Annotated in this window: 14 protein-coding genes; 4 read left to right on the forward strand and 10 right to left on the reverse strand. The window is 69.5% G+C overall.

Annotated features, from left to right (window positions below):
- Positions 1 to 30 precede the first annotated feature (30 nt).
- The 4 genes from esxA (at position 31) to G6N20_RS17185 (ending at position 4,787) form a co-directional block, all read left to right on the forward strand.
- Positions 31 to 318 carry a type VII secretion system ESX-1 WXG100 family target ESAT-6 gene (gene esxA, locus G6N20_RS17170; protein ID WP_163663108.1) on the forward strand — a complete coding sequence of 96 codons (288 nt, stop codon included), beginning with the start codon at positions 31 to 33 and terminating at the stop codon, positions 316 to 318.
- A 116-nt stretch (positions 319 to 434) separates the two neighbouring features.
- Positions 435 to 2,384 carry a MinD/ParA family ATP-binding protein gene (locus tag G6N20_RS17175; protein WP_083052009.1) on the forward strand — a complete coding sequence of 650 codons (1,950 nt, stop codon included), beginning with the start codon at positions 435 to 437 and terminating at the stop codon, positions 2,382 to 2,384.
- Entirely contained in the window at positions 2,381 to 3,916 is a 1,536-nt protein-coding gene (gene eccD, locus G6N20_RS17180) for a type VII secretion integral membrane protein EccD (protein ID WP_083052007.1), read from the forward strand. The genes G6N20_RS17175 and eccD (G6N20_RS17180) overlap by 4 nt, the downstream gene beginning before the upstream one ends.
- Positions 3,917 to 4,019: 103 nt before the next feature.
- Positions 4,020 to 4,787, forward strand: coding sequence for a hypothetical protein (locus G6N20_RS17185; RefSeq protein ID WP_083052004.1), 768 nt, complete (start codon positions 4,020 to 4,022; stop codon positions 4,785 to 4,787).
- Between the two features lie 124 nt (positions 4,788 to 4,911).
- Here the strand turns inward: G6N20_RS17185 and G6N20_RS17190 are convergent, their stop codons facing one another.
- The 10 genes from G6N20_RS17190 to G6N20_RS17235 form a co-directional block, all read right to left on the reverse strand.
- Positions 4,912 to 7,209, reverse strand: coding sequence for a secretion protein EspK (locus tag G6N20_RS17190; RefSeq protein WP_163663111.1), 2,298 nt, complete (start codon positions 7,207 to 7,209; stop codon positions 4,912 to 4,914).
- A 343-nt stretch (positions 7,210 to 7,552) separates the two neighbouring features.
- Complete coding sequence (locus G6N20_RS17195; protein WP_142272203.1) at positions 7,553 to 7,894, reverse strand: YbaB/EbfC family nucleoid-associated protein; 342 nt, start codon at positions 7,892 to 7,894, stop codon at positions 7,553 to 7,555.
- 11 nt (positions 7,895 to 7,905) lie between these two features.
- Positions 7,906 to 9,288 carry an EspB family ESX-1 secretion system-associated protein gene (gene espB, locus G6N20_RS17200; RefSeq protein WP_083052013.1) on the reverse strand — a complete coding sequence of 461 codons (1,383 nt, stop codon included), beginning with the start codon at positions 9,286 to 9,288 and terminating at the stop codon, positions 7,906 to 7,908.
- A 107-nt stretch (positions 9,289 to 9,395) separates the two neighbouring features.
- The gene (gene eccE, locus G6N20_RS17205; protein ID WP_083051993.1) at positions 9,396 to 10,784 is read right to left on the reverse strand and encodes a type VII secretion protein EccE; all 1,389 of its coding nucleotides are present in this window, start codon (positions 10,782 to 10,784) and stop codon (positions 9,396 to 9,398) included.
- 7 nt (positions 10,785 to 10,791) lie between these two features.
- Positions 10,792 to 12,129: a type VII secretion-associated serine protease mycosin gene (gene mycP / locus G6N20_RS17210; protein ID WP_083051991.1), complete on the reverse strand. Its 1,338-nt coding sequence runs from the start codon at positions 12,127 to 12,129 to the stop codon at positions 10,792 to 10,794.
- Between the two features lie 154 nt (positions 12,130 to 12,283).
- Complete coding sequence (gene eccA / locus G6N20_RS17215) at positions 12,284 to 14,122, reverse strand: type VII secretion AAA-ATPase EccA (RefSeq protein ID WP_083051989.1); 1,839 nt, start codon at positions 14,120 to 14,122, stop codon at positions 12,284 to 12,286.
- A 24-nt stretch (positions 14,123 to 14,146) separates the two neighbouring features.
- Positions 14,147 to 15,757 carry a type VII secretion protein EccE gene (gene eccE, locus G6N20_RS17220; RefSeq protein WP_083051986.1) on the reverse strand — a complete coding sequence of 537 codons (1,611 nt, stop codon included), beginning with the start codon at positions 15,755 to 15,757 and terminating at the stop codon, positions 14,147 to 14,149.
- On the reverse strand, positions 15,754 to 17,418 hold the full coding sequence (gene mycP / locus G6N20_RS17225; protein ID WP_163663115.1) for a type VII secretion-associated serine protease mycosin: 1,665 nt from the start codon (positions 17,416 to 17,418) through the stop codon (positions 15,754 to 15,756). Before mycP (G6N20_RS17225) ends, eccE (G6N20_RS17220) begins: the two co-directional genes overlap by 4 nt.
- Positions 17,403 to 18,932 (reverse strand): type VII secretion integral membrane protein EccD, encoded by a 1,530-nt coding sequence (gene eccD / locus G6N20_RS17230; protein ID WP_083051949.1) that lies wholly within the window; start codon positions 18,930 to 18,932, stop codon positions 17,403 to 17,405. The genes mycP (G6N20_RS17225) and eccD (G6N20_RS17230) overlap by 16 nt, the downstream gene beginning before the upstream one ends.
- Positions 18,929 to 19,954: a MinD/ParA family ATP-binding protein gene (locus tag G6N20_RS17235; RefSeq protein ID WP_083051980.1), complete on the reverse strand. Its 1,026-nt coding sequence runs from the start codon at positions 19,952 to 19,954 to the stop codon at positions 18,929 to 18,931. Before G6N20_RS17235 ends, eccD (G6N20_RS17230) begins: the two co-directional genes overlap by 4 nt.
- Positions 19,955 to 19,984: the final 30 nt, after the last annotated feature.

Genomic DNA, 19,984 nt, shown 5'->3' on the forward strand with positions numbered 1-19,984 from the left:
TCCCCAACCACAAAGAAACGGAGCACAGACATGACAGAACAGCAGTGGAATTTCGCGGGCATTGAGGCCGCGGCAAGCGCAATTCAGGGAAACGTCACGTCCATTCATTCCCTGCTCGACGAGGGCAAGCAGTCGCTGACCAAGCTGGCGGCGGCCTGGGGCGGTAGCGGTTCGGAGGCCTACCAGGGCGTTCAGCAGAAGTGGGACGCCACCGCTACCGAGCTCAACAACGCCCTGCAGAACCTGGCGCGCACCATCAGTGAGGCCGGTCAGGCGATGCAATCGACCGAGGGCAGCGTGACGGGGATGTTCGCGTAGGTCACCCCTTAAGTTCGCGTAGAATACCTAAGCACGAGATCGGGCGAGTTCAACCCCTCCGGGGATCTCGCCCCTTCTCGTGCTTAGTTCTCTTGACGAACTTCGGAGAGGTTCTCATGCCGGCCGACTACGAGCAGCTCTTTCGGCCCGCAGAAGGGGCGGAACCCCCCGACGGGGAGACCGCGCCGTCGTACTTTGACGCGAGTCCTCCCACACCGACAAACGCTGCGCGACCCAACGGCGAGAACCCGCCACCGACGTCGGACTGGGCGCGGCAATTCCTTCAAGCCCCTCCCGCCGCGCCGCCGGCCGCGCCCAAGCCGCCGTTGCCCGCCATGCCCGTCGGCGGACCAGCACCGGCAGCGCCCGAACCGCCGCCGACCCCACCGGAACTTCCCCGGTTCGCGGCCGAGCCACCGCCGGCCATGCCGGAGCCACCGCCGGCCCCGACGGCGCTCAGCGGGCCCTCGTCAAGGGGAGCCAAACCAGGCGTGCCCCCCATGCCCATCGGCGGAGCCACGCCAGCCCAGCCGGCACCGCCCGATCACCAGCGGATCTCGGCGGAACCGTCGCCGCCCAAGCCGCCCTGGCCGCCGACACCGATCACCGGTCCCCCATCAACCCCGCCCTCCGAATCCCCCCAGGTCGCCCGCGAACGCCCGCCGGCCGGCGGACCCCCCGCGGGATCCCCCCAACCGCCGCCGACCCCGGGCGGCGCAGCACGTGAGCCAGCACCACGCCGGGTCCGCATCGGTGGGCCCCGGCAACCACCGCCTGCCGCCGAACCGCGGCCGGAGCCCCCAGCCCCGGCACAACGTCGCCGCGGCCACCGCTACCGCGACGAGGACGACGGTGACGGCGGAACACCGGCGGTGGCTGTCCCGCCACGCCCGGGCGCGGCAGAGGTCGCACCCACCGCCGCCCCCCGGCCCTCGTTTGCGTGGTGGCAGCAACCTCACCCGGCACCACCCGCGGCCCCAGCACCCGGTGCGGCCGAAACCCCCACCAAGTCACCGGGTGACCGCGTCGGGGGTCGGCACGCCGAGCGACCCGCCGAGGCGCAGCCGTCGACCCCTGCCGTCGCCACCGCGCCCGCCGCGGCGCCGGACGCCCCGGCCGGCGGGGGCCGCGCCGCATCCCAGACTCCCGAAGTCGGTGAGCGGCCGCAGATCACGAAACCCGCCAGGTTGGTGCCACGCCACGGTTGGCGACGCTGGGTCCACACGTTGACACGGATCAACCTTGGCTTGAGCCGCGACGAAAAATACGAACTCGACTTGCGCGCGCGAATATGTCGAAATCCCCGCGGTTCCTACCAGATCGGGGTGCTGGGCCTCAAAGGCGGCGCCGGCAAAACGACCACGACAGTCACCTTGGGCAATACCTTGGCCCGGGTGCGCGGCGACCGGATCCTGGTGCTCGACGCGGATCCGAGCGCCGGAAACCTCGCCGACCGCGCCGGCCGCTCATCGCCGTCGTCCATCGCCGATCTGCTTGCCGACCGACGGCTTTCGCACTACAACGACGTCCGTGCACACACCAGCGTGAACGCGAACAACCTGGAAATCCTGCCCGCAGCACAGTACACCGCGGCACGGCGCGGGCTCAGCGGCCAGGACTTGCGGTCGGCGGTCGACACGGTCTCGAAGTTCTACAACCTCGTCCTGGCCGACTGTGGTGCCGGCCTGCTCGACCCGGTGACGCTGGGCGTGCTCGAAACGGCGTCCGCAATCGTGATCGTGACCAATGTGTCGCTCGACAGTGCCCGGCAGGCCATGATCGCGCTGGACTGGCTACGCAACCACGGCTACCACGATCTGCTGAAGCGGGCCTGCGTGGTGATCAACCATGTCGCGGTGGGCGAAACCAACGTCTCGGAGAAGCGGTTGGTAAGGCAGTTCGAACAACATGTTCAACCGGGCCGGGTGGTGGTCTTGCCGTGGGACGAGCACATCGCGGCCGGAACCGAAATTCGGCTTGACCTGCTCAGCCCGGTCTATCGACGCAGGGTTCTCGAACTGGCCGCGGCGCTATCCGACGATTTTGAAAGGGCTGGACGTCGTTGAGCGCACCCGCCGTTGCTGCTGGCTCGACCGCCGCCGGGGCGGGGCCCGCCCGACCCGCGACCACCCGAGTGACGGTGCTCACCGGCAAACGGATGACCGATTTGGTGCTGCCGGCGGCGGCACCGATGGAGACCTACATCGACGAAACCGTCGCGGTGCTGGCCGACCTGTTGGACGACACCCCGCCGGAGGTTCTGGCCGGCTTCGACTTCTCCGCCCAGGGCGTGTGGACATTTGCCCGCCCCGGCTTCCCACCGCTGAAGCGCGAGCAATCACTCGATGACGCCGGGGTGGTCGACGGATCGCTGCTGACGCTGGTCTCGGCCAGCCGCACCGAACGGTATCGGCCACTGGTCGAGGACGTCATCGACGCGATCGCGGTGCTCGACGAATCACCCGAGTTCGACCGGGCGGCGTTGAATCGCTTCATCGCGGTGGCCATCCCGATCGTGACCCTGCCGCTCACCGTGACCGCCATGTGGGCCTGGTGGGCCACCGGGCGCACCCCGTTCTGGCCGCTGGCGATCGGCATCGTGGGCATCGCCGTGCTGGTGGGCTCGTTCGTCGCCCAGCGGTTTTACCGCAGTCCGCGTCTTTCCGAATGTTTGCTCGCCGCCGCGTACCCACCGATCGCCGCGGCCGCAGCGATCGCCGTTCCGCTGCCACGCGGGGCAACCTCGTTGGGCGCCCCCCAGCTGGCCGCCGCCGCCACGGCCGTCTTCTTCGTCACCCTGATGGTGCGGGGCGGCCCGCGGCGGCGTCACGAGTTGGCATCGTTCGTCGTCATCGCGATGGTCGCGGCGGTCGCCGCCGCGTTTGCTTACGGCTATGGCTACCAACAGTGGGTGCCCGCTGGAGCGATCGCGTTTGGGCTGTTCATCGTGACCAACGCCGCCAAGCTGACGGTCGCCGTCGCGCGCATCGCACTACCACCGATTCCCGTTCCCGGCGAGACCGTCGACAACGAGGAGCTGCTCGATCCCGTCGCCGCCCAAGAGGCCACCAACGAGGAAACGCCGACCTGGCAGGCGATCATCGCCTCGGTGCCGGCGTCGGCCGCCAGGCTCACCGAGCGCAGCAAGCTGGCCAAACAACTGTTGATTGGGTACGTGACGGCGGGCACCGTGATCCTGGCCGCCGGTGCCATCGGTGTGCTGGTGCGTGGGCACTTCTTCGTGCACAGCCTGGTCGTTGCCGCCGTTATCGCGGTGATCTGCGGATTTCGGTCGCGTCTTTACGCCGAGCGGTGGTGCGCGTGGGCGTTGCTGGCAGCGGCCGTGGCCATCCCGGCGGGGCTGGCGGCCAGGCTCAGCGTGTGGTACCCGAACTATGCCTGGCTGATGCTGACCGTCTATCTCGCGATCGGCCTGGTTGGGCTGCTCGTCGTCGGGGCGACCGCACAGGTTCGTCGCGTTTCGCCGGTGATGAAGCGGATCCTGGAGTTGATCGACGGCGCCATGGTCGCCTCGATCATTCCGCTGCTGCTGTGGATCACCGGTGTCTACGACATGGTCCGGAATATCCGGTTCTGAGCCACCAGCGGCCGCGATCGGTCGCCGACAAATTGCCGCAAAAGGGATTCGGACACGTCGGGTAAAATTTGCTCGATGGGTTACCTACCGAAGGGATCTTGCGATGGCTGAACCATTGGCCGTCGATCCCGCCCGCTTGAACCTTGCCGGTGGCAAGCTCGCCGAACTTGTGTTCCCGGCGGCTCCACCGCCGATCACGGTGCCGGGATCGGACGCGGTGTCGGCCGCCATCAACGCGACAATGCCAGGCATCGAATCACTCGTCTCCGACGGGTTGCCCGGCGTCACGGCCGCCCTCAAGAGGACGGCGTCGGGCATGTCCACCGCGGCCGACATCTACGCGAAGGCCGACCAGTCGCTGGGCGACGCGTTGACGCGGTACCAGTTCGGCTCCGACGGGCAAGCACCGGGTGCCGCTGCGGCAGCAGGCCAGACGGCTACCAGCGGGCAGCTGCTGGGCGCGCCGGCGGGCGTCGCGTCACAGCTGAGTCAAACGGTGAGCCAACAGGTCTCCGCGTGGTCGCCCCGGGTCGCTGCCACCGTGCCGCAACTGGTTCAGCTGGCCCCGCACGCCGGTCCGATGGCGCAGCAGGCGGCTCCCATCGCGCAGACCATCAGCCAAAGCGCGCAGCAAGGCGCCTCGTCGGGGTCGCAGGGCGGCGCCGCGCCGGCACAGCTTGCCAGCGACACCAAACCGGCCGAGCGCGCGCAGCTGGTCGACGAAACGAAACGCGAGGACGAAGACCCGGACCGCGACGGCCAAGCCGAGTCGGGTGACGAAACCGCCGCCGCTGGCGTGCAGACCGTGGGACGGGTTTCCACCGAAGGCGCCACCGGAGCCTCCGGAGCTCGGCTAGCGATGCCGATCTGAGCGGGCACAACAGCTAACCGCTAACGGCTAACGCTAACTTCTGACCAGGGGCCGGCTCCACGGTCACACACACCACCGGATTTCACCGCCGGCCGCCCGCCCGGGCACTCTCCCTCGGCCTGCCTTACGACGACGACCCCGCCAGAGCGCTGTCGAGCAGCCCGGCGACATGGCGCCAATACAGCCAGTCGGCGACGGCGCCGCGCTGCGCCTGCGGGTCGGCCGCGCTGTGCGCCTGGTGTAGCGCGAGCTCTTGGCTGTGCGCGGCGAAGGCGTGGAACGCCCGCAGGTGCGCGACCTCGCGTCCGGTAGCGGTGCTGGTCATCGGCTTCATCAGCTCGAACCACAGCATGTGCCGCTCGTCATCCGGCGGGTTCTCGGCAACCGGCGCCGGTGGCAACAGGTCGATCAGATGACGATCGTCGGTGTTCGCCAGCTGGGCCGCCGCCGACGGATCCACCACCTGCAGCCGGGACCGGCCGGTCATCCTGCCGCTGTCGGGGATGTCATCGGGCTCCAGCACGATCTTGGCTGCGCCCGGGTCCGAATTGGCCAACTGCTCCGCGGTGCCGATCACGGCCCGCAGCGTCAGGTCGTGGTAGGTCGCCCAGCCCTGCACGGCCAGAATCGGGTAGGTGGCACTGCGAGCCTTCTCGTCGGCCGGCAGCGCGTGGTCGGCGCTGGCCATGTACACCTTGTCCGGCAGCTGCACCTCTTCGGGTATGTAGGCCAGCCCGTAGCTGTTGGCCACCACGATCTCGCCGTCGGTGGTCACCGCGGTGATCCAGTAGAAGCCGTAGTCGCCTTCGCCGCCGACGTCGGGCGCGTTCAACGCGGCCGCGATGCGCCGTGCCAGCCGCAGCGGGTCGTCCTTGCCGCCGCGGCGCGCGGCCGCGGCAACGGCATCGCGGGCCGCCCGTGCCGCCGACACCGGAACCGACGGCGAGGGCGTAACGGCATCCGCCGACTCTTTCCGCTCCTTCTCGGTGTCGCCGGGCTCGGGCGGCGGGGCCGGGCGCGCGGGCGGCGCGGTGCGCGCCGACGCCGCCCGCGGGCCCGGCGTTGCCGGGCCCCTGCCGCCCGGCCCCAACGGTGCCCGTCCGGAGGCGGCCCGCGACGCCGCACCCGACGCCGCGGCCTGACCCGCGCTCGGGCTCGCGCCGGCCGACCCGACGGCACCGCCCGGTCCGGCGGAGGCGGCGCGCGCCGCCGCCGGGATACCACCCGCCGCGGCGGGCGCCACCGGCGCGGCCGCGTCGTCACCGGGGGCGGGTGCCGACGGGCCCCCAGCGGCGGGCGCCGCGGGCGCCTGTGTGGCCGCCGCCGGCTTCACGTGCGCCGGCTCGGTCCCCGGCGCGGTCGGGGTCGACGGCGTTCCGGCATCACCCGGGGTCGACGGCCGATCCGGCGCCGGCGGTCCGGCCGGGGTCGGCGCCGGGCCCGGCGCGGGCTGCGGGGGGGCCGGTGCGGGAGTGACCTCGCCCGGCGTCGGCGCGACCGGGCCGACCGGAGTGACCGGTTCGACCGGGCCGCCCGGCTTGTCTGGCGTTGGCTTGCTTGGGGTCGGCGGCCCGACGGGGCCACCCGGCGTCACCGGCGTGACCGGCCTCGCCGGCGCGCCCGGGCCCACCGGCGAAACCGGCGCAACCGGACCACCCGGCCTGACGGGCGTGACCGGCGCGCCGGGAGTGACCGGGGTGACCGGCGTCGGGTTCACCGGCGTGACCGGTGTCGGCCGCACCGGGGTCACCGGTGCGCCGGGAGTGACCGGGGTGTAAGGGTTGGCCGGGGTCGGTTGGAAAGGCGTCGGCGTCGGGATCACCGGGGTGGTGCTGTCCGGGGCCGGCACGATCAACGTCGGTATGTCCGGCGTTGGCGGCGTCACCTGGCGAAGCAGCTCTTCGAGCGCATTTTTCGGAGGCTTCCAGGTCTTGGACGCCAGGACTTGTTCGGCGGTTTCGGCGACCAGGCTGGCGTTTGCCTGGTGAGTGGCACGCACCAATGCATTAATCGCCGCGGTTCGCGCATCGGCGTCCAGCTCCGGGTCATTTTCCAGGATGTTTATTTCCCGTTGCGCGTCGTCGACATTGTTGCCGATTTCCGATTTGGCCTGCACTATCAATCCCGCGACATGGCGGTGCCAGGTAATGACGGTGGCGAGATAATCCTGCAGCGTGCTCATTTGATTGAGATTTGCGCCCAGCGCCCCGTTGGCGGCATTGGCGGCGCCACCCGACCACACGCCTCCCTCGAAGACTTCAACCTGCTGGTGTCGGCAGGCATCCATCACGTCGGTCACCTTGCGCAGCACCCGGTTGTACTCCTGCGCCCGGTCGTACAGGATGTCCTCGTTTGCTTCCGGCCATCCGCCCGGTTCCAGCATCTGACTGGCATACTCGCCCGTCGGCCTGGTAATGCCCATCGCTCAATTCCCTTCCAGCAGCCGGGCCGCAGCGGCCAGCCGTGTCCGGTGACGTCCCGCGGGCGGCGCCCAAGCGCGGCGGGGGCCGACGGTGGGAACGTTGCCGTGTTCACGCCGGCCCGGATGCCGCGTCGGTCGTTTCGCGGTACCGGACATCATGATTAACAAGCCTAACCGACGTTTAGGCCGGCCAGCCGCGGCAATTTTGGTGATCGGGACGCTCGCCGGGCATTACAAATCACAAGGCCATAGTGGTCGAAAAAATGGAGCCGAGCCGGCCGCGGGAAATGCAAATGCGAGCGCGTGCGCTGCGGCGCTCATTCCGGCGGCATTCGACGGTGTGTTAGACCGATCCCTGATTCATCGTCTTTGACATCGCCGACAGCGCGGCGACCAGCTGCTGGCCGGCCGCATCGTTGTACGCGGTTGCCGCCGACTGCGCGTTCTGCAGCGCCTCGTTGACCCGCACCCCGACGGCTTCCGCGCCCAGCTTCTTCACCAAGCCGTCTTGGATGCGCACCCCCGTGAGCCATTGGTGTCCGTTGATCGTCACCTCGACGGTCCCTTCCTCGTCGGCGCCGCGGAAGGATCCGGTATTCATCTGGTTCAGCGTCCCCTCCAGGGCCGACTGAAACCGAGCGGCCAGCGCGAGCACCTGGGCGACATGCGGGTCGATCTCGTCCATCTCTTTCATACTCACTTCGACTCCTTGCTGTCTTGGCGACGGCGGTTACCGATGACGGCCTCGGTCCACGCCCGATCCTCAGTGTAGAGCGCCTCCTCTTCTTGCTGTGCGCCCTTGGATTTGGCGCCGCCATGGCCCTGGCCGTGGGCCCCCATCGGCATTCCCATGCCGCCGCCGCCCAGCGCGCTGCCCGCGGCGGCCTTCCCCTGGCCCAGAGCGCCGAGGTCACCCGCGGCGGCGGGCCGCACGGATTCGGCGTCGATGCCGGTCGCGGGCGCCAACGGCATCGACGGCACACCGCCGCCACCGCCACCGCCCAGCGATGCCGCCTTGACCGACGGCTCTGCGGGCATCATCGCCGCCGCCTCACGTCCGGCCGATGTCAGCTCGGCCGCCGTGTCGGCGGGCATGCCGCCACCCGTCCCGCCGGTGGCCGGCATCATCGGCGGGGTCATCCCGCTCAGCGGTGTCCCGCCGGAGCCGTCGCCCGGCGGCATCAAGAAGCCCGGGATCAACCCCTGCGGCTGAGCGGGCGGCGGTGGGTCGATCTTGATGGCGGGCGGCGGCTTGGGCGGATTCACCGGTTCCAGGGCCGCCTTGTTGTTGTACTCGGTGAGCACCTGCTCCGATTTCGCCTGATACTCCGCGTACAACTTGATGGCTTGGTCTTTGTAGGCCGGGTCCTTGGATAACTCTTCGAGCTTCATGATGTCGGCCAACGAGGGATGGGACCGCCTGGCCCACAGCTGCAGCTGCGCGATGTAGCTGGCCTGCTTGGCCATCGCGGCACTCAATTTCGCCATGTGCAGCACCCACTCTCGCTGCTGATCCATCGAGGCCTCGCAGGCCGTGGCCGCATCGCCTTCCCAGTGATCGAAGGCCCGGAAACGCTTGAGGTCTCCCTGCAACGTCAGGTTGTAGGTGTTCCACCCATCGGCGAAATCGGCCAGCGATGCGCCCTGATCCCCTGATTCGAGTTTCGTCGCCGCGGTTTTGAGGTCGGTGAAGTCGGGGTCACCCGCCGCCGCAACCGTCGGCGTGTCCGCTAGACCCGCCGAGCTGTCCCCGCCCACACCGCCGGCCGATTCGGCCTGCACGGTGCCGCCGCCGTCGTTGTTCAGGGCCGTCGACGCCTCCTCGTCCACCTCCCCATACGCCTTGGCCGCGTTGCGCAGGGAGGTCGCCAGGCGTTGCCGTTCCCGATGACCGGCCGCCAGGTAGGTGCGCATATTGTCGGCCGATAGCACCAGTTGCTGGGCCGCGTTGTTAGCCGCCGTGAGGCCGCACGGTGGCTGCGGGACATCGGTTGGTGGCTCGGCCATGGGGGACTCCACCTCGTTAGCCCGCGACAAAATTTCTTGCTGATCCACCGTCAAGGTCTGCGGCTGCGACATCTCGGTCACCCTCCTTAGTGCTACAGCCATTATCGCCGTTGCGGCCGCTGGTTAGTGCACCAAAAAATTCCGGCCCGCGGGTCGCGTGGTGGCCGCGCGCGGGTGCCTTATTTCGGCAGCGCCATCTGGTAGCGGCTTTCCTCGGGCGGCGAGACCCGCCGGATCGGCAGCTCGCGGTGGCGCGGTGTGCCGATGAGGTTGTGCCGCAGCAGCACCCGGTCGACGCCCTGATGCGGACCCAGATAGGTGGTGGCATGCGGCCAGGCCACCTTGGCCACCGGCCCGACGTGGGCACCGATCAACCGGGCGAACTGTTCGAACTGCGGTCCGACGGTGACGACGCCGCCGGCGGCCGCCGCGCGCACCACAAACTGGGTGAACGTCTGCGCGTCACCGAGCTGGATGCTCACGTCGACGTCGTCGAACGGCAGGTAGACCGGGCACCGGTGCACCGTCTCGCCGACCAGGACACCCGCGGATCCGATCGGCAGGTGGCAGTGCCGGTTGGGGACGAGGTCCTGACCTATCAACGCCGGCCGCTGGCCACCGTAGAGGCGGGAGAAGCCGCGCGGCGTCTTGGGTTTGTTCACCGTGGTCAACAGCACCGTGGCCTGGGGCGGAGTCCCGGGGGCGATCCGGACCCTGGTGACGGTGTGGTCGGCACGCACCGACCACCACAGGTCGGGGCCGCCCGGCGCGGTGTAGGCGGCCGTGTAGGCGTCCCGCCCGATGATCATCGACCACTTCTCCCGGACGAACCCGATGTCGGTGGCGTGGTCGTAGTCGTCGAAGCTGCGCCCACACACGGCGTCGACCCCGTTGCTGGCCAAACCGTCGGCGATGCGGGTCGCCGAGGCGACCAGATAGCGGGCCAGCCCCGCCACCCCGGTGTCGCGCCGCCGCGCCGACCTCTGCGCCCGTTCCGGGTCGGCCCGCAGCATGATCCAGGTCCGCCGGTTCGCCGGGGCCGGGTCGGCGCCGATCACCCGCTGGTACAAACTCACCACCTCGGGTGCCGCGGTCTTGCCAACCCGGTAGCCGGCCGAGACCACATCGGCCTCCAAGTCGGGACAGTGCACCGCCAGCAGCTCCTCCAACAGCCGGGTGTCCAGCACGTCGTCGGTGTGGGCCTGCCCGTCGACAATGACCGTCGGGGTGAACGGCCGGGGCTTGAGCTCGATGACCGCGATCATCTGCTCGCGCCGCCAGCGCACCGCCACGTGATCTCCCGGCTTCACGGTGGCGCCGACAACGGGCTCCGAGGGGATCTCGATCGGCTTGCGTCGCCGTCGCAGCCACACATAAACCGTGGCCAACCAGCCGGTTACCCGACGGCCGAACAAGGTCACGAAGACCACGACGGCCCCCAGCGCCACGATCGCGATGCCCACCCACCAGTAACGGGTATCCAGAAACAGCAGTACGCAGGGCGGGGCCAAGGCCGCCAGGATCAACGTGTGACCGGTGCTGAAGCGCAGCCGCATGGGGTTTCTCATCGGCTTTTCACCGGCGCCTCAACGCCCGTGCGGCCAGCGCGGCCAGGCCCAGGGCCAGTGCCAGACCCGCGACCGCCAACGCCACCACCGTGATCGGCCGACGATCGGGGCCCGGCGGCAGCGCCGGGGCCGGGATGCGTCTGACGTCGGGGGCCGATGCGGGCCCGGGCGGAATGTCCCAGGTCAACGCCGCGACGGCGTTGATCACGCCCGCGCCCACCAGGTTGTCAACCCCGCCTCCGGGATGCCGCGCGGTGGCGGTGATCCGGTTGATGATCTGCGCCGGCGTCAGGTCGGGAAACCGCTGCCGCAGCAGCGCCGCCAGGCCCGAGACGTATGCCGCGGCAAACGACGTGCCGGCGATCGGAACGGGACCCTCCTTGCCTTGCAACGCGTTCACCGGCTCGCCGCGGTCACCCAGGGCGACGATGTTCTCCGCGGGAGCCGCCACGCCCACCCAGGGTCCGTGCATCGAAAACGAACTCGGCGCGCCGGTCTGGCCGATGCCGCCCACGGTCAGCACCAACGGTGCATACCACGCCGGCGTGACGACCGTCTGCACCTTGTTCCAGCCGCGCGGGTCGGCGGGTGTGGACGCGTCAGGCAGCGGGTTCTGCGTGCAATCGCCGCCGGTGTTGCCGGCCGCGACGACGACCACCGCCCCCTTGGTGTTGACCGCATAGTTGATGGCGGCGCCCAGGCTGGACTCGTCGATCGGCCTGCTGACCTTGTAACAGGCCGCTTCGCTGATGTTGATCACGTTCGCACCAAGATTGGCGGCGTGCACCACGGCGCGGGCCAGGCTGCGGATCGACCCGGCCGCCGGAGTGGCGTTGGGGTCGTTGGGGTTGGGCTGGGAGCCGACCGGTTCGAATGCCTCCGATGTCTGACGCAGCGACAGCAGGCGCGCATCGGGCGCGACACCGATGAACCCGTCGGTCGGGGCGGGCCGGCCGGCGATGATGGACGCGGTCAGGGTTCCGTGGGCATCGCAATCGGACAGCCCGTTGCCGGCCTGATCGACGAAATCGCCGCCGGGCTCCGCCGGGACCCGCGGCGACGCGTCCACACCGGTGTCGATCACGGCCACCGTCACCCCGGCCCCGGTCGCAAACCGGTGGGCCTCGGCGACACCCAGGTACGTGTCGCTCCACGGCGGATCGTGAAAATTGGAGTCGGGCAACGTGGTGGGCGCCGAACACAGCACGCGCTGTTCGGTGGGTTGGTCGGGACCGGTCACATCCGGCGGCACCGCACCCGGATCGATCGAGGGCGGGTCGATGGCCAACGCCGGCGGCGCGGTCAGCAACGCAAGCGCCACCGTCACCAGCACGATCCGGTGCACCCCCGAATCACTCCATTCATTGAGCCGCGCCGCCGCCCGCGCATCTGCATCTCAGGCCTGCGTGCAGTTTAGACGTAACGGGTGCGTAACCGCCGCTTTTCCCCGCCGGGGCCGCACCCTGAAGAGCCGGCGGCGGCTCCCCGCGGCAACCGCGTCACCACACCAGGGCGGCCATCTCGCGGTTGTCCGAACACACGCTGCGCACCGCGGCCTCGATGTCAGTGGCGGTGATGATCTGCAGGTCGTCCACCGACACCGGTTGGCCCGCACGCTTTTGCGCGACCACCCGGGTGTCCCGGAATCCCTCGGCGCGCTCGATGACGTTGCGGGCGAACCGGCCGTTCTGCATGACGTCGATGCCGTGCTGCCCGCTCGGGGTGGTGTACTTGCGGATGGTGGTCGCCGCGTCCAGGAAGGTCTCGCGGGCGGCGTCGTCCAGCAGGCTGGCGCGTGGCCTGGCGTAGCGGTGCCCGATTTCCACGATTTCCGCCGGCGAGTACGACTCGAAACGCAGCTTGCGGTTGAACCGCCCGGCCAAACCTGGGTTCACCGACAGGAATTCGTCGACCTGATCCTCATAGCCGGCCCCGATAAAGCAGAAGTCGAAGCGGTGCGCTTCCAACTGGACCAGGAGTTGGTTCACCGCCTCCATCCCGATCATGTCCGGCGTGCCGTCCTGGTGGCGTTCCACCAGAGAGTAGAACTCGTCCATGAAAATGATTCGCCCAAGCGATCTTTCGATCAACGCGTTGGTCTTGGGGCCCGATTCCCCGATGTAGTGCCCGCAAAAGTCGGATCGGCGGACCTCCCGAATTTCGGGGTGACGCACGATTCCCATGCCGGCATAGATTTTGCCCAGAGCTTCAGCGGTGGTCGTTTTTCCGGTGCCCGGCGGCCCCACCAGCAGCATGTGGTTGGTCTGCCCCTCCACCGGCAGGCCGTGTTCCAGGCGCATCATGCGCACTTCGAGCTGGTCTTCCAGGGCCGACACCGCCTGCTTGACCGCCGCCAGGCCCACCTGTTTAGCCAGCAGCTCGCGGCCCTCGGCCAGCAGCTCGGCCCGCCGCCCCGCCGCGTCGTCGTCGTCAAGCTGATCGCGGCTTTTTGCCGTGGCGGGATCCCACCGGTCGGTGCGGCTGGCGATGGTTTGTTCGTCGGTGACGACCAGGCGCAGATTCGGGTCCGCCAGCGCTTCTTTGGCCTGCTCGGTGAGCACCCCGTTGATGGTGGCCTTCGACAGCCAGATCTGGGCCTTGTCCTCCTCGTGCAGCTGGCGGTACACCATCCCGCGCACATACGCCAGGTCGGCGACCAGCAGCGGAATGTCGGCCGGGCCGATGGCGGCGGTCAGCACCTCGGCGCCGAATCGCGCCGACGACTTGCTGTGCCCGATCACGTCGACCCGGTCCAGCCAGTCCAGGGCCACCCGGCCCTGCCCGAGATGCGCCGCGGCATGGGCGGCCAGCGCGCAAATCGACGCCGTGACCGCCGACATGACGATCGCCTGCGGCGGCAGCTCCTCGGCGGCGGTCAGCAGCACGTCCGGCCAACGCTGCGTGGCGTACATCAGGAAGGCCCTAGCCAGCTGATGCCACTGATGGTTGGCCCACGAATCCAGCAGTTCCCGGTTGGCCAGCAGCGTGTCGGCCTGCGCGTACTCCCCGGCGATGGTCAGCGCCGACGACAGCGCCAGCGCCACTTGGGATGCGTCGGTCACCGTCATCCCGATGTAGGGACCCAGCTGGATGTCGGCGCCCAGCGTCGCGCCGATCCGGGTGGTCTCGCGGTGCAACCATTCGCTGGTGGCGTGCAGCCGTTTCAGCGAGGCCAGCTCGTGGTCGCCGCAGGCGATGCGGCCCAACCACGCATCGGCCATCGACGGGTCGGCGTCGGTGGCGGCGACGAACTCGGGCAACGCCGCCGCGCACCCTTGCCGGCTTTTGAGCGCCATCGCCCGGTCGAAATGCCTCCGCGCAGTGAGTAAATTGCCCATCGTCTACACCAACCTCGGCGCGCACTATCTCGTGGCGAGCGACATGCTGACCGGCTCAAGGCTGACATAGCGGTTCTCCGCGCGGAACAGGTCCATCTCAACCAGCCAACTGTGCCCTGCCGCACCGACATTCAGCGTCGCGCGATCAACCTGCTCGATGGTCACCTCGAAGCCGTGCCGCTGCCCCTCGGGCAGCGTGGTCCCGGCCGGGGCGATGGTGATCACGGTGGCCGGCCGCGGCGTCGGAGCAATCGCGGCATCGATGCCCGCGCCCTCCTGCCTGCCGTCCCGTCGTTGCCGCGCAGCGTACTCCACCACACTGACGGTGGTGCGCGGCGCCGGCCGTGCCGAGCCAACCACGCTGACCTCCGGCATTCGCACGCTGGCCCAGCGTGTTTGGTCGCGGGTGTGCACACAGACCCGTTCGCCGGCTCCGGCGGTACGGATCACGATCCGTTTGGCGACCGCGTCCTGCGCGGCCACGAACACCCGCGACAGTTCACCGGCATCGGTGAGCGGGATCATCAGCCGGTCCCCGTTGCCCAGCTTTCCGATCAGCACGCCCGACGGTCCGATCTCGGTGATCAGCCGCGCCGGCAGCGGGCCGCGGTGCAATCCGCGCAGCCGCGGACGCGGCCCGCACATGTTGGCCGCCGCGGCGGCGGCTTGCTCCCCGTTGAGCCGGCGCAAGATCACGCTGGGCGGGGTATGCGCCGGTGTCGGGGTCCGCACGGTGACCGTCGCGGTGCAGGTCGCGTCCGGGAATATGGTGACGTTCTGGATGACCTCGTCGGCGCGCAGCGTCCACGCTTGCGCAAGAACCCGCGAGCTGATCGCCTCGACCGGGTAGCCATAAGTGGTCATCCAACCGCCGTCGCCGCGGATGGCTTTCCACCGCTGCGCCCGCCCGGCCACCGCGTCGAAGCCCAACCGGCGATCCAGCTCGACCAGGTCGGTGGCGGTGGCGACCTTCGCGCGCAACCCCTGGCAGCGCAGCGCGCCGGCGACGCGCTGGGCGGCCGACACGGCCGCCGTCCCAACGGTGGTGCGCCACCGCAACGCCGCCGTGTTGGCGATCACCGGCAGCCGCATGATCAGCCAGGTTTCCCGACGGCCCGCATACGGTGGGGTGCCGATCTCGGAGTCGTAGACCCGCGGGTAGTCACCGACATTGCCGTGCCGGGATCCGAAGGTGACGACGCTGATCGAGTCCAGCCGCAGGCCCAGCGGGTGGTGCAGCATCGGGACCAGTTCGGCAAGGTCGATGACGTTAGCGGTCTGCACACTCACCGAACCGGTCACCCGGGTGGCCTGGTGTGCCTTGCCGAGCAGGTGTATCGCCACCACGGCCACGCCGTCATGCACGCGCACCCCGCCGGCGGATCGGTTGTTGGCCACCGTGATCGGGGGCGCCCAGCTGATCGGGCGCCGGCCCCGCAGCCCCAGCACCGCCCACGACCACGCCGGCTGACCCCACCACCCGACGAACACCAGCGCGATGCCCACCACCGCGGCGACCGCCGCGCCGACGTAGCCACCCGGGGCCCAACCGACCAGCGCGAGCAGGAAAACCGCCCACACCCCGGCGACCCGCCGATTGCTGCCCGTCCGGAATCCGGTGAGCGTAGCCGTCATCGCGCCCTCCGCAGCCGGGCCGCGATCGCCGCCACCAGCACCCCGGCAGCCACCGCGCCGACGAACCCGATGGCGATGTTGCGTGCCCGGTGATCCGGCGGCGGGGCCGGCGACGGGGGTGTGATCACCCGGCTCTGCGCACCCGGGGGCATCCGCTCCCCGGGGGGAATGTTGAACGTCAGCGCGGCAACCGGATCCACCAGCCCATATCCAACCTTGTTGTCCACCCCCGCGGGCGGATTGTGCGCCGACTGCACGATCCGGTTGATCACCTGATGGGCGGACAGCTCGGGGTACTTGGCCCGCACCAGCGCCGCGACGCCGCTGACGTAGGCCGCCGAGAAGCTGGTGCCCCAGAACGGCATGTTCTTCTCACCCGGCCGTGACGGCGGATAGGCGTTGACCGGTCCACCACCTTGTGGCGAGAGGCCCATGATGTGGGTTCCCGGCGCCGCGACACCCACCCACGGACCCGACATGCTTTTGTCGAGTGCGGCGCCCTCGGCGTCGACGGCACCGACCGACAACACGTAGTCGGCGAACCACGACGGTGACGAGATGATCTTGACCTGATGCCAGTCCCGCGGATCCGACGGGTCCAGCGGGTCAAACATCGGGTTGTTGCCGCAGCCAGCTTCCCCGTCGTTGCCGGCCGCGGCCACGATCACGGCGTCCTTGACGGTGGCCGCATACCACAATGCGGCGCCCAGGGCGCGTTGGTCGGCCGGGGCGACCGCCGGCAGGCAGGAGGTCACCGAGATGTTGATCACCTTCGCCCCCATGTTCGCCGCGTGCACCACCGCGCGCGCCACCGTGTTGAGCGTGCCGGCCTTGACCCGCTCGTCGGAGTTGGGGTCCGCCGGTGGCGGGTTGACCGGCTCGAACGCTCGCGACGACTGGCGGATCGAGATGATGGTCGCGTGCGGTGCGACACCCGCTACCCCGTCCGGGGCACCCGGCGGGGGTGGCGGCACCGCGGGTTCGTCCTCGGTCTGCGGATCCGGCGGCCCATGGGCGGGCGCCATCGCACCCGCTTCCTCCGGCGGTGGTGGGGGCGGTGGTGGAACGGTCTGGGTGATCGTCACCGGTGTCGGCGGCGGTGGCGGTGGCACCGGCGGCGGGACCTCCACCGGCGGCGCCGGCGCCACGGTGGCCGGCGGCGGCCCGGCCGGCGGCGGGAACGCCGGCGTGGCCGGCATTGGCCGCGGCATCGGCACCATCCCCAGCGGGGCGGCCCCGATGATCGAGCTCACCACGGTGCCGTGCGAGTCGCAGTCCGACAGCCCGTCCTCGCCCATGATGTAGTCGCCGCCGGGCACCACCGGCAGGCGCGGGTTGGGCGACACCCCGGTGTCGATGACCGCCACCGGCACACCGTTGCCGGTGCTGTACTGCCATGCCTTGCCGATGTTGAGCAGGTTAAAGCCCGGCGCCAGCTGCGCCACGTCGGGGTTTTTCACGGTGATGGGCGTTGAGCAGCTATTGGCCCGCCGCATCGGCTGATCGGGTCGCGGCGGCCCGTCGGCGGGTACCAACGCCGGGTCCACCGACGGTGGTGGGATGGCCTGTGCGGCAGGGACCGTGGCCGACAACGCGACCAGGGCGACGGCGGCCGTCGCCGCTACGACTCGCAAGCCCACCCGGCCTAGTGGCGAAGCCACGAGAACAGCCCTCCCAGGGCTGCCGCCGCGGGCAGCAACACGATCATGGCCAACACCTCAACCCATTCCACGGCCAGCCGGATCAACGGCCTGAACCGGGTCACCGGCACCACCAGCGCCGCGGCCAACCCCGACGCGGCGAAAGCCGCGACCGCCAACGAGGGCCACAACAGCCCGCCGGGCACGCCCTTCGGGGCGGCGAGCGCGTACTTGACCACCCCGGCGCACACCGCCGCGGACGCCCCGCACACCAACGCGACCGCTTGGAACTTGGCGGCGAATCCGCGGCCCTGGGTGATGAAGAGGCCCACCACCAAGCCGGCGACCAACAACGCCAACCAGGCCAGCGGCCGACCGGGCGTCAGCACCCCCCACACCGCGGCGGGCAGCACGGCGGATATCCCGACGCACATTCCCACCTGAACCGCGTTGACCAGCCTGGCCGAGGCCGCGATCGCGGCGCCGCGCGCGGTGATGTCGGTCAATTCGTTGTCCTCGTCCTCACCGTCGTCCTCACTGACCGGAGACACGGTGTCGACCGGCATGCCCGCACGGCGGGCGAACAGGTCCCGGCCGGTGATCGATCCGAAGTATGGCGGTCGCACCCGTGCCACCCACAGCGCGATCGTCGGCGTCATCCTGACCAACACGACCAGCCCGACCAGCACACAAACCGCCAACACCGGCACCGACACCGGCCAAAACATGCGGACACCGGCCACGGCCGCGAGCATCCCGCACACCGTCACCACCGCCGTGACCACGGCCGTCTGCCACCGCTTGCGCGTCACCACGCCGATGGCGATGGCGCCCAGGATCACCACCACCAGACCGATCAGCCCGTGCGGCGCGCCCAGCGCCCCGGGCGGAGCGCAGGCCGCTGCGACGGCCAGCAACGCCACCGCCAGCCACCCGAACCCGCTGAACAGGTCGCGCCGGTCGCGCCAGCCCCAGCGCACCACCAGCGTCCCGATCACCAACGGCAGCCCGAACCCGCCGGCCACCGCGGCCGGAATCGGGCCATCGGTGAAGGTGCGTGCCCGCAACGTCAGGGCCACCACCACCCCGGCCGCCATGGCGATGATCGCGATGGCCGTGTGGGCGGCGGTGAGCGGCGTCACCGGGGCAAACATGCGATCCCCACCGTCACGGCCGAGCCACTTGCCCATGGCCGCCAGGCCCGTCGACAGCGACTCGTACTGCGGCTCGAACGACTCGCCGGCGACCCGCGGTACCAGCACCAGCGTGTCGCCGTCCTGCACGCCCAGCTCGTCTAGGCTCTTGTTGATATCCAGCCGCACCCCGTTGATCTTGTGCAGCTCATAGCTGCCGGCCGGCAGCGCAATGCCGTCGAAACCTTTCCGTTTCAGGTCGGCGTCGAACAGCTCCACCATTCCCTCGAAGAATCCCTCCACCGGAATTCCGGCCGGGAACACCTGGGAACACAGATGCTTGTCGTAGGAAATGTTGACCGCACAGCGCGCCGGGAAAGCAACCTTGTGTGGCGATGTCACGACGCCGCTCGCTCCGCATCGGGAATATATTTGTCGGCCAGGCCCGCGGTGATTTCGAAAAGCCGCAACCGTGACTTCTTGTTCAACTCATGCACCGTGTCGATGATCCCGCCTTTGGCCAGGTGCGGATCGAACGGCATCGCTTCCACGATTGCCCCGACCTTGGTAAACCGTTCGGTCAAGTAGGCCAGCGCATCCTTATCGGTGATGGTGTCGGCGTGGTTGATGATCACGGTGCTCCGCGAGACCAGCTCGTGATAACCCTGCGACCGCAGATAGTCCACCGCCCGCAGCACCGGCCGGGACCGGTCCGCGGTGATCCCCGAGACGAACACCAAGGTGTCGGTGTTCTGCAGCACCGGCTTCATCACCTCGTGCTCGAGGTCGACGGAGGTGTCGACGACCATCACGGTGTGGGTTCGCCGCAGCCGGGACAACACCCCGGAGAACATCGCCGGCACCAGCGGTCTGGGCTGGTCCGACGTGCGGTTTCCGGCAAGCACGTCCAGTCCCACCGCGTTTTGCCCCAGATGCTCGCGGATGTCCGCGTAGCCCTGCACGTCGGTGTCGTTGATGATGGCGGCGTAGTCCCCCGGCGGTGACTCGTCGATGCGGTCGGCCAGCGTGCCGAAACCCGGCACGGCGTCGATCGCGATCACGTTGTCCGGCCGGCATTCGCGGAAGACCCCGCCGATGCAGGCGGCCATCGTCGTGACGCCCACCCCGCCCTTGCCGGAGACGACGGTGATGACATATTGCCGCCGGATGTGCCGTCGGATGCGGCCCTGTAAATCACGGTAGTGTCGTTCCCGGGGCGATTCACCCGGGTTAATTTTGTGAAATGAGGCGGCGTACACGAATTTCCGCCACCCCGATCCCGGGGGAATTTTCCGAGGCGCGGCCAGGTCGGTAATACGCATGGTGTCCGACACCGAATCACCGAAGTTGCGCGCCACCGACGGATCCGCCCGTCTGAGCGCTCCTTCGTCTGATATATTCGGGTCATTCCAAGGGCTCGTCACGACCGCGATGCTAACATGATTGGCGATTCC

This window comes from Mycobacterium shinjukuense, from assembly GCF_010730055.1.
Classification (GTDB): Bacteria; Actinomycetota; Actinomycetes; order Mycobacteriales; family Mycobacteriaceae; genus Mycobacterium; species Mycobacterium shinjukuense.

Bases quoted from the DNA above. Each gene is read 5' to 3' on its own strand.
- G6N20_RS17195 (WP_142272203.1), bottom strand. From the start codon at position 7,894: ATGGACGAGATCGACCCGCATGTCGCCCAGGTGCTCGCGCTGGCCGCT.
- eccA (WP_083051989.1), bottom strand. From the start codon at position 14,122: ATGGGCAATTTACTCACTGCGCGGAGGCATTTCGACCGGGCGATGGCG.
- G6N20_RS17190 (WP_163663111.1), bottom strand. From the start codon at position 7,209: ATGGGCATTACCAGGCCGACGGGCGAGTATGCCAGTCAGATGCTGGAA.
- G6N20_RS17185 (WP_083052004.1), top strand. From the start codon at position 4,020: ATGGCTGAACCATTGGCCGTCGATCCCGCCCGCTTGAACCTTGCCGGT.
- eccE (WP_083051993.1), bottom strand. From the start codon at position 10,784: ATGAGAAACCCCATGCGGCTGCGCTTCAGCACCGGTCACACGTTGATC.
- espB (WP_083052013.1), bottom strand. From the start codon at position 9,288: ATGTCGCAGCCGCAGACCTTGACGGTGGATCAGCAAGAAATTTTGTCG.
- G6N20_RS17175 (WP_083052009.1), top strand. From the start codon at position 435: ATGCCGGCCGACTACGAGCAGCTCTTTCGGCCCGCAGAAGGGGCGGAA.
- eccE (WP_083051986.1), bottom strand. From the start codon at position 15,757: ATGACGGCTACGCTCACCGGATTCCGGACGGGCAGCAATCGGCGGGTC.
- esxA (WP_163663108.1), top strand. From the start codon at position 31: ATGACAGAACAGCAGTGGAATTTCGCGGGCATTGAGGCCGCGGCAAGC.